General features: G+C 42.0%; 14 protein-coding genes. 13 read left to right on the top strand and 1 reads right to left on the bottom strand.

Going from position 1 to position 15,913, the window contains the following annotated elements; translation table 11 throughout:
* The first annotated feature begins 39 nt into the window (after positions 1-39).
* From QFZ72_RS18375 to QFZ72_RS18350, 6 genes are all read left to right on the top strand, one after another.
* The gene (locus QFZ72_RS18375) at positions 40-1,062 is read left to right on the top strand and encodes a sulfate permease (RefSeq protein ID WP_307439847.1); all 1,023 of its coding nucleotides are present in this window, start codon (positions 40-42) and stop codon (positions 1,060-1,062) included.
* 44 nt (positions 1,063-1,106) lie between these two features.
* Entirely contained in the window at positions 1,107-2,246 is a 1,140-nt protein-coding gene (sat, locus tag QFZ72_RS18370; RefSeq protein ID WP_307436104.1) for a sulfate adenylyltransferase, read from the top strand.
* A 16-nt stretch (positions 2,247-2,262) separates the two neighbouring features.
* A complete protein-coding gene (cysC, locus tag QFZ72_RS18365) occupies positions 2,263-2,856 on the top strand; it encodes an adenylyl-sulfate kinase (protein ID WP_307435097.1) in 594 nt (197 codons plus the stop codon).
* 156 nt (positions 2,857-3,012) lie between these two features.
* Positions 3,013-3,789 (top strand): uroporphyrinogen-III C-methyltransferase, encoded by a 777-nt coding sequence (cobA, locus tag QFZ72_RS18360; protein WP_307436101.1) that lies wholly within the window; start codon positions 3,013-3,015, stop codon positions 3,787-3,789.
* Between the two features lies 1 nt (position 3,790).
* Positions 3,791-4,576, top strand: a complete 786-nt coding sequence (locus tag QFZ72_RS18355) for a sirohydrochlorin chelatase (RefSeq protein WP_307436097.1) — start codon at positions 3,791-3,793, stop codon at positions 4,574-4,576.
* The gene (locus tag QFZ72_RS18350; RefSeq protein ID WP_307436093.1) at positions 4,557-5,138 is read left to right on the top strand and encodes an NAD(P)-dependent oxidoreductase; all 582 of its coding nucleotides are present in this window, start codon (positions 4,557-4,559) and stop codon (positions 5,136-5,138) included. The genes QFZ72_RS18355 and QFZ72_RS18350 overlap by 20 nt, the downstream gene beginning before the upstream one ends.
* 140 nt (positions 5,139-5,278) lie before the next feature.
* Here the strand turns inward: QFZ72_RS18350 and QFZ72_RS18345 are convergent, their stop codons facing one another.
* On the bottom strand, positions 5,279-6,985 hold the full coding sequence (locus QFZ72_RS18345) for an Rqc2 family fibronectin-binding protein (protein WP_307436091.1): 1,707 nt from the start codon (positions 6,983-6,985) through the stop codon (positions 5,279-5,281).
* A gap of 143 nt (positions 6,986-7,128) precedes the next feature.
* On the opposite strand from QFZ72_RS18345, the gene QFZ72_RS18340 reads away from it, so the two are divergent.
* The 7 genes from QFZ72_RS18340 (at position 7,129) to priA (ending at position 15,840) form a co-directional block, all read left to right on the top strand.
* The gene (locus QFZ72_RS18340) at positions 7,129-9,804 is read left to right on the top strand and encodes a calcium-translocating P-type ATPase, SERCA-type (protein WP_307436089.1); all 2,676 of its coding nucleotides are present in this window, start codon (positions 7,129-7,131) and stop codon (positions 9,802-9,804) included.
* 123 nt (positions 9,805-9,927) lie between these two features.
* Positions 9,928-10,803, top strand: coding sequence for a YicC/YloC family endoribonuclease (locus QFZ72_RS18335; RefSeq protein WP_307436086.1), 876 nt, complete (start codon positions 9,928-9,930; stop codon positions 10,801-10,803).
* A 74-nt stretch (positions 10,804-10,877) separates the two neighbouring features.
* Positions 10,878-11,141, top strand: a complete 264-nt coding sequence (remA, locus tag QFZ72_RS18330) for an extracellular matrix/biofilm regulator RemA (protein WP_029281439.1) — start codon at positions 10,878-10,880, stop codon at positions 11,139-11,141.
* Positions 11,142-11,155: 14 nt separating this feature from the next.
* Complete coding sequence (gene gmk / locus QFZ72_RS18325) at positions 11,156-11,770, top strand: guanylate kinase (RefSeq protein ID WP_307436082.1); 615 nt, start codon at positions 11,156-11,158, stop codon at positions 11,768-11,770.
* A 5-nt stretch (positions 11,771-11,775) separates the two neighbouring features.
* On the top strand, positions 11,776-11,973 hold the full coding sequence (rpoZ, locus tag QFZ72_RS18320; RefSeq protein ID WP_101565193.1) for a DNA-directed RNA polymerase subunit omega: 198 nt from the start codon (positions 11,776-11,778) through the stop codon (positions 11,971-11,973).
* A 243-nt stretch (positions 11,974-12,216) separates the two neighbouring features.
* Positions 12,217-13,419 (top strand): bifunctional phosphopantothenoylcysteine decarboxylase/phosphopantothenate--cysteine ligase CoaBC, encoded by a 1,203-nt coding sequence (gene coaBC, locus QFZ72_RS18315; protein WP_307436076.1) that lies wholly within the window; start codon positions 12,217-12,219, stop codon positions 13,417-13,419.
* A gap of 3 nt (positions 13,420-13,422) precedes the next feature.
* A complete protein-coding gene (priA, locus tag QFZ72_RS18310; RefSeq protein ID WP_307436073.1) occupies positions 13,423-15,840 on the top strand; it encodes a primosomal protein N' in 2,418 nt (805 codons plus the stop codon).
* Positions 15,841-15,913: the final 73 nt, after the last annotated feature.

Here is a 15,913-nt window from a genome sequence, read left to right as displayed (position 1 = left end):
CTTGAATTAGCGGCTCTCGCCATCAGTTTCTTTTTTGCAATGAATATAGGGGCAAGCGGTGCTGCTGCCTCAATGGGTGTGGCTTATGGGTCAGGTGCAGTCCCAAAAGCGCGGCATGCCCTCTTAATATGTGCCGCAGGGGTGTTTGCAGGAGCGGTGCTCGGAGGCGGAGAAGTTGTAAAGACGATCAGCGCCGGCATTATCCCGCAGGATATTATTAACGTGAAAATTGTGCTGATCATCATTATTTCCGCTACAAGCTCCCTGTTTGTTGCTAACTTGCTTGGCATTCCGCTTTCTACGAGCGAGGTTACAGTTGGTTCTGTAGTAGGAGTAGGGATTGCGTATCAAGTGCTGTTTGTCAATTCATTGCTTGTTATTATGCTGTTTTGGGTAATCGTTCCTGTTGCAGCTTTCAGTTTAGCCTGGATATTCGGCAAAGGGCTATATACGCTGCAGAATAAAGGGATTTTGCAAGATCGTCCCTGGCTAACCGTCATTCTGATTTTTGCAGGATTTCTGGAAGCCTTCTCTGCAGGTATGAACAATGTGGCCAATGCAGTCGGTCCATTAGTGGGAGCAGGCTTGATTTCCGTTTCAAATGGAATATGGATTGGAGGCGCTTTTGTAGCGCTCGGATCCATTTTCCTCGGAAAAAAAGTCCTTGAAACAAACGGAAAGAAGATTACCAGCTATTCAAAGCCTGAAGGGATTTTAATCTCAGGTACCGGTGCTGGTCTCGTCATTGTCAGTTCCATCTTCGGATTGCCGGTTCCGCTTACTCAGATTACTTCATCAGCGATTATCGGTCTTGGAATGGCGAAAAACGGAAGTGAAATTCTACATAAGCATATCGTGAAGAAGATTATCCGGATATGGATTGTTTCACCTCTGTTTTCACTGGCCATTTCTTATTTCTTAGTCAAATTATTTTTAGAAAGTGACATTTATTCAATCGTCGTACTAGTCAGTGTCATGCTTGCAACCTTAGGAGCCCTCAGCTTAATGAAGGCCATCAAAGAGGAAAAGCGGGCCGTGCATGAAGAAGGCGGAGGCATTTAGCTTTAAAACCAATTAAAAGGGTATGTTTAGGAGGAAAAAAGAAAATGAGTTTACAGCCGCACGGAGGATTACTAATACAAGCGTATAACCCAGAGGAAAAATATCAGGAGATTTTTGCAGAAATTGAAATCGATGCAATGGCATTAAGTGATTTGGAATTAATCGGAATTGGAGCATATAGCCCGCTTGAAGGATTTCTTTCACAGAAAGATTATGAGCAGGTCGTAAATGATATGAGGCTTGCTTCAGGGACTGTCTGGAGCATACCGATCACACTGCCTGTTTCAAAGGAAACGGCTGAGAGATTACTAGTCGGCGCAAAAGCGAGACTGCTTTACAAAGGCGAGGTATATGGCCTGATACAGGTTGAAGATGTTTATGAGCCTGACAAAACACTTGAAGCCATAAATGTATATGGAACGGCAGACATTGCTCACCCGGGCGTGAAAAAAATGCACGAACGGGAAGACGTCTATGTAGGCGGCAAAATTACTCTTTTAAAGAGACCTGAAAAGCCATTTAAACAATACACGTTTGATCCAATTGAAACGCGTGAAATTTTTAAAAGCAAAGGCTGGAAAACGGTCGTTGGATTCCAGACAAGAAACCCCGTGCATAGAGCACATGAATATATTCAGAAATCAGCCCTTGAAACAGTGGATGGATTATTCTTAAATCCGCTTGTAGGTGAAACCAAATCTGATGACATTTCAGCATCCATCAGAATGGAGAGCTATGAGGTTCTTCTAAGAAACTACTATCCGGAAGAGCGGGTTGAGCTCGGCGTCTTTCCGGCAGCAATGAGATATGCAGGCCCAAGAGAAGCGATCTTCCATGCCATCGTCCGGAAGAATTACGGATGCACCCATTTTATTGTTGGCAGAGATCATGCAGGTGTAGGTGATTACTACGGAACCTATGATGCTCAGAAAATCTTTGATCAATTTGAGGAGCAGGAGCTTGGAATCAAGCCGCTGAAATTCGATCACAGCTTCTACTGCAGCAAATGCGAAGGAATGGCGACAACGAAAACATGTCCTCACGACAGCTCGGCACATATTATTCTATCAGGAACAAAGGTTAGACAAATGCTCAGGAACGGCGAGGTTCCTCCAAGCACTTTCAGCCGCCCGGAAGTCATTGAAGTTTTAATAAACGGACTTAAAAAAGAAGTCGTTTCATAAGAAGGGAGAAACATCGATGAGCAGCAATATTGTATGGCACGAATCCTCTATTTCAAAACAAGAAAGACGAGATAAAAATAAACACCAGAGCTTTATTCTCTGGTTTACAGGTTTATCAGCATCCGGTAAATCTTCTGTTGCGAACGCTTTTGCCCGGACTTTATTTGACCGCGGCGCTCAGGCGTTTGTCCTGGATGGTGATAATGTGAGGCATGGCCTCAATCAGGATCTTGGCTTTAATGAGACCGGCCGCAAGGAAAATATCAGACGGATAGGAGAGGTTTCGAAACTGTTTGTTGAGAGCGGACAAATCGTCTTAACAGCTTTTATATCCCCTTACCGTGCTGATCGTGACCTTGTCAGAGAATTGGTTGAAAAGGATGAATTCCTCGAAGTCTATATTAAATGTTCGATTGAAGAATGCGAAAAACGCGATCCCAAAGGACTTTATAAAAAAGCGAGAAATGAAGAAATCAAACATTTTACAGGCATCAGCGCACCATACGAAGAGCCTGCGAATCCGGAAATTGTCCTGGATACAGAAAAATATTCAATAGAAGAATGTGTTAAACAATTGACGAAAGCCTTGATTGAAAAGGGTTTAATCTAAAGGTTTCCTTTTATGGACTGAAGATTAAAGAAAAAAACTCTCGAAAAGTTTGAATTTATTGATATATTATTCTATAAGAATAGCAATACATCATTTAAGGTAATTGTCCTCAAATGAACACGCGGTCAATTGCATGTTAGTTAGGAGAGTCAGAACATGGGAAAGGTCTATTTAGTTGGAGCAGGCCCAGGTGATCCTGAGCTGATCACGTTAAAAGCCATCAAATGCATCCAGAAGGCAGATGTTATTTTGTATGATCGCCTGGTCAATAAAGAATTGCTTTCCTATGCCAAAAAGGAAGCAGATCTCATATATTGCGGCAAGCTTCCTGACTATCATTTAATGAAGCAGGAAACGATTCATCACTTCTTAATCCGTTATGCGAAAAGCGGTAAGATCGTAACCCGTTTAAAAGGTGGAGATCCGTTTGTATTTGGACGCGGTGCTGAGGAAGCAGAAGCCCTTGCAAAGCAGAAGATTCCGTTTGAAATCGTCCCTGGCATCACTTCGGGCATAGCAGCGGCTGCATATGCAGGAATTCCTGTCACACACAGGGATGTAAGTGCAAGCGTCGCTTTTGTCACAGGACATCACAAAAATGATGCAAAAGAAGACGAGAAGTGGGTAAGCCTCTCAAAAGGGATAGATACATTAGCGATTTATATGGGCGTCAGCAACCTTCCATATATTCAGGAACAGCTTCTGAAAAATGGGAAAAGCAAAGATACACCCGTTGCTCTGGTCCATTGGGGAACCACGGAAGTTCAAAAAACAGTTACAGGCACACTTGAGGATATCCTTGAAGTTGTCCGTGAACAGAATATAAAAAATCCAAGCATGATCATTATCGGAGAAGTTGTACGCTACCGCGAGAAAATTAAGTGGTTTGAAGAGAAATTACAGACTTCAGCTCCTATCAGCGAGGCGTTATAAAATGAAACAAGCCGTTTTATATGTGTGCCATGGCAGCCGTGTGAAAGAAGCGTGTGATGAGGCTATTGCTTTTATCGAGAGAACCCAGATGCATATTCTTGCCGATATTCAGGAAATCTGCTTTCTTGAGCTGGCTGAACCTTCTATTGAAGAAGGGTTCGCTTCTTGCATCAAACAAGGCGCCACACACGTTGCTGTTGTTCCTCTGTTATTGCTTACTGCTGTACATGCAAAAGAGGACATTCCTCTGGAAGTGAAAAAGGCTCAAGAAAATTATCCGGAAGTTGCCGTTACATATGGTATGCCTATAGGTGTGCACCAAAAGATGGCGATAAGCATCGTGAACAGAGTGCATGAACAAGGCAGGCCTGATCCTGACTCAATCATTGTCCTGATTGGCCGCGGCAGCTCAGACCCCGCCGTAGTACGAGATTTGACTGCCATAAGCGGGCTAGTCAAAAGTGAATCCGGTGTCAGCAATGTAGAAATTTGCTTTCTGACTGCTGCTAAACCGAGTCTTGATGAGATGCTTTCAAATCTTTCACTTCTCAAAGAAAAAACGATTTACCTAGTGCCCTATTTATTATTTACAGGGCTGCTTATGAGGGAAATTCAGACAAAAGTTAATAAGCTTGACCATGAAAAAATCAAGCTTTGCCGGTATTTAGGCTACGACTCTGAAGTTGAAGAAGTTTTTACCGAGAGAGTGCAGTCTGCACTTGATAATTATGATTCTATGTATACCTTCAGATTTGGAGACAAATGCGATGCTGCCATTAATGATTGATGTCAGTAATCGCCTGGTCGTCATCATTGGAGGCGGAAAAATTGCTTATAGAAGACTGTCTGTATTTTTAAAGCAGGGTGCAAAAATAAAGGTGATCAGTCCGCATGTGATTGATGCAATCAGCTTTCTCCACGCTCAATCACAAGTTGAATGGAAACAAAAAGAAGCAGATAAAGAAGATTTCAAGGATGCGTTTTTAATTGTTGCAGCAACTGACAGCAAGGAAGTAAATGCCTGGGTAGCAAGGGAGGCGGGTGAACATCAGCTTGTCAATCTTGCTGGTGAGTCAGAGCTTGGAAATGTCCAGGTTCCTTCGTTTCATCAGCGTGGAAGGTTAACGCTTGCTGTGTCAACGGATGGGGCAAGTCCATCACTTGCAAAAGATCTGTCTGGGCAATTTTTTGATCAGTTTGATGACGCGTTCTTTGACCGCTTGGAAGATCTTTTTAATGAACGGAAAAAAATTAAAGCAACAGACCTTCATCAGGATGAAAAGCGAAGACTTTTGAATCAGCTTGTTAGAAAAGCGCAAGCGCCTTGGTCAGCTCCGACAGACAGATAAGAATCCGCTGAAAAAGTCCGGTTTTGACTTTTTTGGCGGATTCGTTCTGGCCGAGGAGTTAGGCGATGGAGCTGGACATAAATGCACAAATTTTTATTCTTTCTATTAACTTCAAAAAAAAGCATGGACTCATAATGAGTCTATGCTTTTCTTAATTTTATCACCAAATCCGGATCTGGCGTCACATAGACGGTTTGCTGATTGTCATAAATCACAAAACCTGGTTTTGATCCGTTTGGTTTTTTAACATGCCGGATTTTTGTGAAATCAACCGGGACTGAGCTTGAGCCTTTTGCTTTGCTGAAATAGGCTGCAAGATTGGCCGCCTCTAAAATCGTTTCCTCACTTGGTTCCTGGCTGCGGATGACAACGTGAGAGCCAGGTATGTCTTTTGTATGCAGCCAAATATCATCCCGTGCGGCTGTTTTGTTTGTTAAGTAATCGTTTTGCTTGTTGTTTTTTCCGACAAGTATTTCCGTGCCGTCGCTTGCCGAATATTTTTCAAGGACAATTTTTGCAGGCTTGTTCTTTTTATTTCCCTTCACTTGCTTCTTCTTTAAATAGCCGCCGTCCATCAGTTCTTCTCTAATCTCTTCGATGTCCTTTGGAGAAGCGGATTCAATTTGCTGATACACGTTCTCAAAATAGAGGATTTCATTTTCAGCCAGGCTGATTTGTTCTTCCACAAACGAAACAGATTTTTTCGCCTTGTTGTACTTTTGAAAATAAGCCTGTGCATTTTCAGACGGTGTCTTTTGCGGGTTCAAGGTAATGCTGACCATTTCTCCGTCATAATAGTTTATGACCTCTGCCGTTTTATCCCCGCGCTTTATTGCATACATATTTGCTGTAATCAGCTCGCCGCGAAGCTTGTATTTTTCTGCTTTTTCAGCATCCTTTAACGTGGCTTGCAGTTTTTTAATTTTTGTTTTATTTTTCTTCAGTTCATTTTGAACAAAACGTTCAAGGTCATTTCCCTGCTGCTTTACCCTGTCACGGGCTGCTTTTCCATAATAATAGCGGTCCAGCATCTCTGAAATCGTTGGGAAAACCTTGCTGGTCCCGTTTAAGTGAGTAAGCGGCAGGATATAAAAGTATTCTTTTTCATCGGTTTCAATCATTGTTGCCGAAATTTCACTTTTCTTGATGTTTGAAACGAGGTTCAAAAATGATTCCGGCAGGCTGGTCCGGCTGGCAAGCCCTGCTCTAAATAGAATCTCTTTTGCAAACAGGGGAGATATTCCTGCGAACTGCTGCATAAGCTGCTGATCTAATTTCCCTGAATTGAAATCAACTTTGCGCAGAATGGTTTCTTCTGTCGCTTCAAAGGGGTTCAGTTTATTCTGTTCAGGAGGCAGAACATATTCCTGACCAGGCATAATGGTCCGGTGCCGATTTACAGCAGGTGATATGTGCTTAATGCTGTCGAGAATCATATTGCGGTCACGGTCTATTAGAATAATGTTGCTGTGTCTTCCCATTATTTCAATGATCAGTCGTTTATAAGTGACATCGCCAATTTCATTTCTGCCTTTTACATCAAAGTAAAGAATCCGTTCTAATTCAATTTGCCCGATTCGTTCAATAACCCCGCCTTCGAGATGCTTTCTGAGCAGCATGCAGAACATTGGAGGTTCACTCGGATTTTCATAGCTTTCAGTTGTTAAATGAATTCTTGCATAGCTTGGATGGGCTGAGAACAGGAGACGGTGATTTCCCCCATTTGCCCGGATGACAAATATCAGTTCATTTTTATAAGGCTGATGGATCTTTGAGATTCTTCCATTTGCCAGTTCATTTTTCAATTCTTCTGTTATTGCATATGTAAACATGCCATCAAATGACATCGCAAGCACCCTTTTCTATAGGTAAGTTGGATCAAATCTCCACATTCAAATTATTATAGCATTTTTTTGGACAGGGCTGAATAAATTGACATTATAAGAGATTGTCCTACTATTCCACGTATTGAGAGGTGTAAAAAAAATTCATGAAATGGCATGAAATTGGACCGGAAGAAGTACTTCAGTCAATTAATACAAGCAGAGAAAACGGATTAACTGAAAAAGATGTTCAAAAAAGAGTGAAGCATCACGGTTTCAATGAACTTAAGGAAGCTGAAAAACCTTCAGCATTTTTATTATTTCTGGAGCAGTTTAAAGATTTTATGGTGCTGGTTTTGTTAGCGGCAACACTGATCTCGGGTCTGCTAGGCGAATATATTGATGCCATTGCAATCATTGCCATCGTTTTAATTAATGGCATACTTGGTTTTTTTCAGGAACGGCGGGCGGAAAAATCACTTGAAGCATTAAAAGAGATGTCAGCGCCTCAAGTACAGGCTCTCAGAGAAGGCGAATGGACAAGAATTCAATCAAAGGATCTAGTACCTGGAGATATTGTGAAATTTACGAGCGGGGACAGAATCGGCGCGGATCTTCGCTTAATCGAAGCAAAAAGCCTTGAGATAGAAGAATCGGCTTTAACAGGAGAGTCGCTTCCTGTTTCTAAATTTACGAATGCTTTGTCAGATGGTCATGCGGGTATTGGGGATTTAACCAATATGGCCTTCATGGGAACTTTAGTAACGCGCGGCAATGGCGTTGGCGTTGTTGTTGCAACGGGCATGAATACGGCGATGGGTCAGATTGCCGACTTGCTTCAATCTGCTGAGACGCTGGAAACACCGCTTCAGAGAAGACTTGAGCAGCTCGGGAAAATCTTAATTGTTGTGGCTCTTGCGTTAACTTTTTTAGTAGTAGCCGTCGGGGTTATTCAAGGTCATGAGCTTTATGATATGTTTCTTGCAGGTGTGTCTCTTGCAGTGGCTGCAATTCCGGAAGGACTCCCTGCCATCGTAACCGTTGCTTTGTCTCTTGGTGTTCAGAGGATGATCAAACAAAGGTCGATTGTCAGAAAGCTCCCCGCTGTTGAAACGCTTGGCTGTGCATCCGTAATATGTTCAGATAAGACCGGGACGATGACACAAAATAAGATGACCGTTACTCATATTTGGTCAGGCGGACGCGAATGGCAGCTGAGCGGAACAGGATATCAGCCTAAAGGCGAATTCTTCGTGAATGAACAAAAGGTTTTGGTGAAGGATAATAAACCCCTTCAGCAAATTCTCACATTTGGCATGCTTTGCAATACAGCAAACATTTATGAAAAAGATGATGACTACATTCTGGACGGTGACCCGACAGAAGGAGCACTTGTTGTTGCGGCGATGAAAGCAGGACTATCAAAAGAAGCGCTGTCAAAGCAATTTAAAATTATAGAAGAATTTCCGTTTGACTCAATTCGGAAGATGATGAGCGTCATTATCGAGGATAAAAACGGGAAGCGCTTTGTTATTACAAAAGGTGCTCCGGATATATTGCTTCAGAAATTAGATTTTGTGCTATGGGACGAAAAACAGCACTATATGTCTGCAAAATACGAAACAAAAATAAATGAAGCAATCGACAATCTGGCATCTCAAGCATTAAGGACGATTGCTGTTGCCTTTAAGCCTGTCTCTGCCCAGGCCATTTATCATCAGCATGAAGCTGAAAAGAATTTGGTTTTCTTAGGACTGCAGGGAATGATCGATCCGCCGCGTCCTGAAGTGAAACAAGCAGTGAAAGAATGCAGACAGGCTGGAATAAAAACGGTGATGATCACAGGGGACCATGTCAATACTGCCAGAGCCATAGCTAAACAGCTGGATCTCTTGCCGGCAAACGGAAAAGTAATAGATGGTGCAGCTCTGTCAGCTATGCCAAATGAAGAGCTTGTGCAGATTGTAGATGATATTTATGTGTTTGCAAGAGTATCGCCTGAGCATAAGCTGAAAATAGTAAAAGCGCTTCAAAGCAGAGGGCACATAGTTGCCATGACAGGGGACGGAGTAAACGATGCCCCTGCCATAAAAGCTGCTGATATTGGCATTTCAATGGGGGTAACAGGAACAGATGTAGCAAAGGAAGCATCTGCACTTATTTTAGTGGATGATAACTTTGCAACGATCAAGCTTGCTATTAAAGAAGGCCGGAATATTTATGAAAACATAAGAAAGTTTATTAGATATCTGCTTGCTTCAAACGTTGGAGAAATTCTGGTTATGCTTTTTGCCATGCTGCTCGCTCTTCCCCTGCCCCTTGTTCCGATCCAGATCCTGTGGGTCAATCTTGTGACAGATGGTCTGCCGGCGATGGCTCTCGGTTTAGATCAGCCAGAGGGAGATTTAATGCAGAGGAAGCCGAGGCATCATAAAGAAGGGGTATTTGCACGGGGCCTTGGATGGAAAGTCATTTCGAGGGGATTCCTGATCGGAATTGTGACCCTTGCAGCCTTTATGATTGTCTATCACAGAGATCCTGACAATTTAATTTATGCCCAGACGATTGCATTTGCAACATTGGTCATGGCTCAATTGATTCATGTGTTTGACTGCAGAAGCGAACGTTCAGTATTTTTAAGAAATCCATTTGAGAACCTCTACCTAGTCGGTGCGGTTATATCATCCGTGCTGCTGATGCTTTCAGTAATCTACTACGCCCCATTGCAGCCGATATTCCATACAGTGCCAATCATGGCTCGAGACTGGCTCTTGGTGCTTGGATTATCAGCCATTCCAACTTTTTTGCTTGCAGGGTCACTTTTAACAAGAAAAAAAAGTTAAAATATGCTATAATTCGAAAGGTAATAGCTGAGTCTATTACCTTTTCTTTTGTTAGAAGCTCTTTTTGGGACAGAAACAAGGAGCATTTCTTATGATTTGATCAAAGAATTGGATGTGAAATAAATGGTTTGCAGCATGACAGGATATGGGCGTTCATCAATTGGGAATGATAAACTGACCATTACAGCCGAAATGAAATCGGTTAATCACCGTTTTTTTGAAATTAACGTAAGAATGCCTAGACAATTGATGTCCATTGAGGATAAAATCAAAAAAGTGATCTCTTCTATCATTTATAGAGGACGCGTTGAATTATACATAACAATTGAAGGCGAATCATTGGCAGACCGGTTTATCGAAGTTGATTGGAACCTGCTTGATCAATACGTTCAGGCAGCTGCTTCGATGCGAAACCGGTATGATTTACATAATGAATTGCAGCTTTCTGATCTCCTTAACCTTGACAATATTTTTACAATTGGAGAACAGGAAAAAGGGAATGAAGAAATACAATCTATGATCTTTGAGGCCGTACAGAATGCTGCAGAAAAGCTGAAAGAAATGAGATCGGCAGAAGGCGCACATTTGAAAAGTGATTTGCTGAAGCAGCTGTCAATTTTGGAATCATATGTTTCTGATATTGAGAAATATGCACCTCAAGTCGTTATCCGCTATAAACAAAGGCTGGAAAAAAAGATGGCCGAACTCTCAGAAGGCGCAATTGATGAAAGCAGAATGATAACAGAGGCTGCCCTTTTTGCTGACAGAGCGGACATTGCAGAAGAGATTACCAGAATTAGAAGCCACATCTCACAATTCCGTGAAACGATGCAAAAAGAAGAATCAATTGGAAGAAAATTAGATTTCCTTGTTCAGGAGCTGAATAGAGAAGCGAACACAATCGGTTCTAAAGCAAATGACAAAGATATTGCCAAATGTTCAGTTGAACTGAAAAGTGTCATAGAAAGATTAAAAGAGCAAGTTCAAAATATTGAATAATCAGCAGTTAAATCGTTTATAATGGGCCATTTAGGGCAAAAATAGTTTTGTCGATTACTAGGGGGAGCGAATAGATGAGTATTAAGTTAATTAATATTGGCTTCGGCAATATCGTCTCAGCCAACCGCATTATTTCCATTGTAAGTCCTGAATCGGCTCCGATTAAAAGGATCATTCAAGACGCCCGTGACCGCGCCATGCTTATTGATGCGACATATGGACGCAGAACGAGAGCGGTCGTGATTATGGACAGTGATCACATTATACTATCTGCGGTACAGCCCGAAACGGTTGCCCACAGGCTTTCAAATAAAGACGAGTTAACAGATGAAGGGTAGGGAAAGTTCTGGATATGAAAGAAAGAGGATTACTCATCGTGCTTTCGGGTCCTTCTGGTGTTGGTAAAGGTACTGTGCGAAAGGCTATCTTTTCACAGAATGATACAGATTTTCAATATTCCATCAGCATGACGACGCGCAAGCCCCGCGAAGGAGAAGTTGATGGAGTTGATTATTTCTTTAAATCAAAAGAAGAATTCGAACAATTAATTAAAGAAGAACGTTTATTGGAATGGGCAGAGTTCGTCGGCAATTACTATGGAACGCCGATTGACTATGTGGAGAAAACGTTAAGCGAGGGAAGAGATGTTTTCCTTGAAATTGAAGTTCAGGGAGCATTGCAGGTGCGAAAGGCATTTCCGGAAGGGTTATTCATCTTCCTTATGCCGCCAAGCTTAAGCGAGCTTAAAAACCGCATCGTCACCCGCGGAACGGAAACACAGGATATCATCAATAATCGCATGAAGGTTGCTAAAGAAGAAATTGAGATGATGGATGCTTACGATTACGTCGTTGAAAATGATCAGGTCGATCTTGCCTGTGGACGTATTCGTGCGATTGTTACAGCTGAACATTGCAGACGCGATCGCATTGCACTTCGTTATAAGAAAATGCTGGAGGTTGAATAATTAATATGTTATATCCATCTATTGATAAACTCATGAATAAACTTGATTCTAAATATACACTTGTAACAGTGGCGGCAAGACGCGCACGTGAAATGCAGGAAAATCATGATCAGCAAATCGTGAAGCCTGTCTCTTATAAATATGTCGGCAAAGCACTAGAAGAAATTAATTCAGGATTGCTGGATTATGAAAAACAAGACTAATTAAATGGCACTTTAAAATAACAACCTGAAACAAATTGGGTTGTTATTTTTCATAGTTGAAGAATTTTATAAAGGCAAATAGGCTGTAGATGATGAAATAGAGGTATCTCATCAAGATGAGGTGCCTAAAACCTCGGTCAGAACGAATCTGCCTGGCGGATCTTTCCAAGGCGCCTCTGCTTTTGTTCTTCTGCATGATTCGCAGCTATAATAGGTACAATGACTTTGGTGGGGGAATGTGAAATGAAGGGAAAGAAAATTCTCCTTTGCGTAAGCGGAGGAATTGCCGTCTATAAAGCAGCAGCCTTAACAAGCAAAATCATTCAGGCTGGAGCTGAAATTAAAGTAATCATGACACGCTCAGCACGTGAATTTGTCAACCCGTTGACCTTTTTGGCTCTGTCAAGAAATGACGTTTATTTTGATACATTTGACGAGAAAAATCCTGCAGTTATTTCACACATCGATCTTGCGGATTGGGCAGATCTGGTTGTAGTTGCTCCGGCCACTGCTAATACAATCGGTAAATTAGCAAATGGAATCGGGGACGATATGCTGACAACTACTTTGCTTGCGACAACTGCGCCGGTCTGGATTGCTCCTGCTATGAATGTTCATATGTATGACAATCCGGCTGTTCAGAAAAACATTCTCGCGTTATCCCAATATGGGTATCAATTTATTGAGCCAAGCGAAGGCTATTTAGCCTGCGGATATGTCGGGAAAGGAAGACTTGAAGAACCTGAGAAAATTGTCTCTTTAATAGAAGGATTTTTTGCTGGTAAAGAAATTCAGCCTTTAAAAGGCAGGAAAGTTATGATTACTGCGGGTCCAACCCGTGAAAAGGTAGATCCCGTCCGTTATTTTACCAATCATTCTTCAGGGAAAATGGGCTATGCCATTGCAGAAGCGGCAAATCAAATGGGTGCTGAAGTTATATTAATCTCTGGTCCTGTCATGATTGCTCCGCCTTCAGGAGTGACGGTTATTAAAGTTGAATCAGCGGAAGACATGCATAAGGAAGTATTGAAACACTACAGTGAAATGGATATTGTCATTAAATCTGCAGCAGTTGCGGATTATCGGCCTCTCAGCGTTTCTGATCAGAAAATGAAAAAACAGGACGGACCTTTATCCATAGAAATGGAACGTACAAAAGATATTTTAAAGGACCTTGGAGAGCGAAAAGAAAATCAGGTTCTAGTCGGATTCGCTGCTGAAACGGAAAATGTGGAGGACTATGCATTAAGAAAACTCCGGAAAAAAAATCTGGATATGATTGTGGCTAATAACGTAACGCTCGCTGGAGCTGGTTTTGGCACAGATACAAATATTGTGACAATGTACAAAAAGAGCGGAGAAAAAATTGAGCTACCTGTGCTATCTAAGCAAGAAGTAGCAAAGAAAATTTTAGAAGAAGTCAGCCGTATTAATAAAGGAGTATAAATCATGAGGTTTGCCAGCGTAATCGTTGATGTGAAAGCGATGCAGACAGACAGAGCATTTGATTATCTGATTCCTGATAAATGGACAGGTTTTATTAAACCCGGAATGCGTGTTATCGTGCCATTTGGTCCCCGCAAAGTTCAGGGGTTTGTGATTGGCCTTAAAAATGAAAGTGAATTTGAACGGGTAAAGCCAATCGCTGAAGTGATGGATATCACGCCTGCATTGACAAAGGAACTGCTCGATATCGGCCATTGGCTTACTCAAACAACGTTATGCTTCAAGATTTCTGCTTTCCAGGCAATGCTGCCGGCTGCGATGAAAGCGAAATATGAGAAGGAAATTGTCCTTGTTTCTGAGGAATACAGACCAAACCTTCATCCAAAAGTCCTTCCATGGTTTCAAAGCAGAAAAAGCATTTATTGGAAAGACATCGAAAAAAGCGACTCTGTAAAAGAATTCCAAATGGAAATCGAACGGGGAGTCCTTGAAGTTATTTATCAAGTAAAACAAAAGAATAAAAAAAAGACTCAAAAGTACATCACTTCAATCACTGAACTAGACGAACTAAAAAAAGAATCAGATTTATGTTCTGCGCAAGCAGCAAAACAAAAGCGCGTTCTTGATTACTTTATTCAAAACAGCGGTAAATCTGTGCCGCTTCAGGAACTCCTTTTGCAATTGAACATAACAGACTCTCCTGTGAAAACGCTCATTAAGAAGAAATTGCTAAGGGAAGAGAATATAGAGGTTTATCGTGACCCTTATGAGGACCGCACCTTCAAAAAGACAGAATCGCTTGTACTGACAGCTGAGCAGCAGACGGCTATTACCCCAATCCTGACCTCTGTTGAACAAAACCGGCATGATGTGTTTTTAATGTATGGTGTAACAGGCAGCGGGAAAACAGAGGTTTATTTGCAGTCTATCGAGGCGGTCTTGAAGCAGGGGAAAGAAGCGATCGTTCTCGTTCCTGAGATTTCGCTTACTCCGCAAATGGTCAATCGATTTAAAGGAAGATTCGGTTCGCTTGTGGCTGTGCTGCACAGCGGTCTTTCAGTCGGAGAAAAGTACGATGAATGGAGAAAGATTCATCGCGGTGAGGTGAAACTTGTCGTTGGAGCAAGATCTGCGGTGTTCGCTCCTTTTACTGATCTTGGTATGATTATTATTGATGAGGAACACGAAGGAAGTTATAAGCAAGAAGAGAATCCACGCTACCATGCGCGGGATGTCGCCATTTACCGTGCAAAATTTCATGAATGTCCTGTTGTTTTGGGGAGTGCAACTCCCTCACTAGAATCCTTTGCAAGAGCAGGAAAAGAAGTTTATCAGCTGCTTGCCTTAAAAGAACGTGTCAACAATCGTCCGCTGCCCCAAGTTGAAGTGATTGATATGAGGGATGAATTAAGAAGCGGGAACAGAACCATGTTTTCATCATCTTTGCTTGAGAAGCTCCAGGACCGTTTGGCAAAAGGGGAGCAATCCGTTTTATTTTTAAATAAACGTGGCTATTCTTCTTTTGTCATGTGCAGAGACTGCGGTTGTGTGACCGGCTGTCCGCATTGTGATATTTCATTAACCTATCATAAACATGGATCACAATTAAAATGCCATTATTGCGGGCATGAGGAGCCGATGCCAAAGGTTTGCCCTGAATGCAGCAGCGAACATATCCGGTTCTTTGGAACGGGAACTCAGCGGGTTGAAGAAGAGCTTGCAAAAGTACTGCCGGAAGCAAGAATCATTCGTATGGATGTGGATACGACCGGACGGAAAGGCTCTCATGAAAAATTACTGACACAGTTTGGCAATAAAGAGGCAGATATCCTTTTAGGAACGCAAATGATTGCTAAGGGCCTGGATTTTCCCGATGTAACCCTTGTAGGAGTTTTAACTGCAGATACGATGCTGCATTTGCCTGATTTCCGCTCATCTGAAAAAACCTTTCAGCTTCTGACACAAGTAAGCGGCAGAGCAGGCAGGCACAAATTACCGGGTGAAGTTGTCATTCAGTCCTATTCACCTGAGCATTACAGCATTCAGCTTGCAAGCCATCATGATTATGATTCTTTTTATAATCAGGAAATGCTTACAAGAAAGCAGCATGCTTATCCTCCTTTTTATTATCTTGCATTAGTAACTGTTTCTCATCCCGATCTCCTGAAGGCTGTTTCCGTAACTGAGAAAATTGCGAAGCATCTGAATCAAAGGCTTTCAGAAACCGTCCAGATCCTTGGACCTGTAGCTTCACCTATTCCAAGGATAAACGATAGATATCGGTATCAATGCATGATAAAATACAAGCGGGAAGAAAATCTGCACACATCGCTTAAAATGATTATCGAACGTTATCAGCAGGATATGAATAAAAATCAATTATCCATCAGCATTGATTTAAATCCAAATACACTAATGTAGGGTTTAGATGCTTCATATGCGTCTAAACTAATGAATAGAAAAGGGAAGCGCCCGCGTAGCTCAAGCATGACGA

It is taken from the genome of Bacillus sp. V2I10 (assembly GCF_030817055.1).
Lineage (GTDB): Bacteria > Bacillota > Bacilli > Bacillales > Bacillaceae > Bacillus_P.
This window is presented reverse-complemented; position numbering and strand designations above follow the sequence as displayed.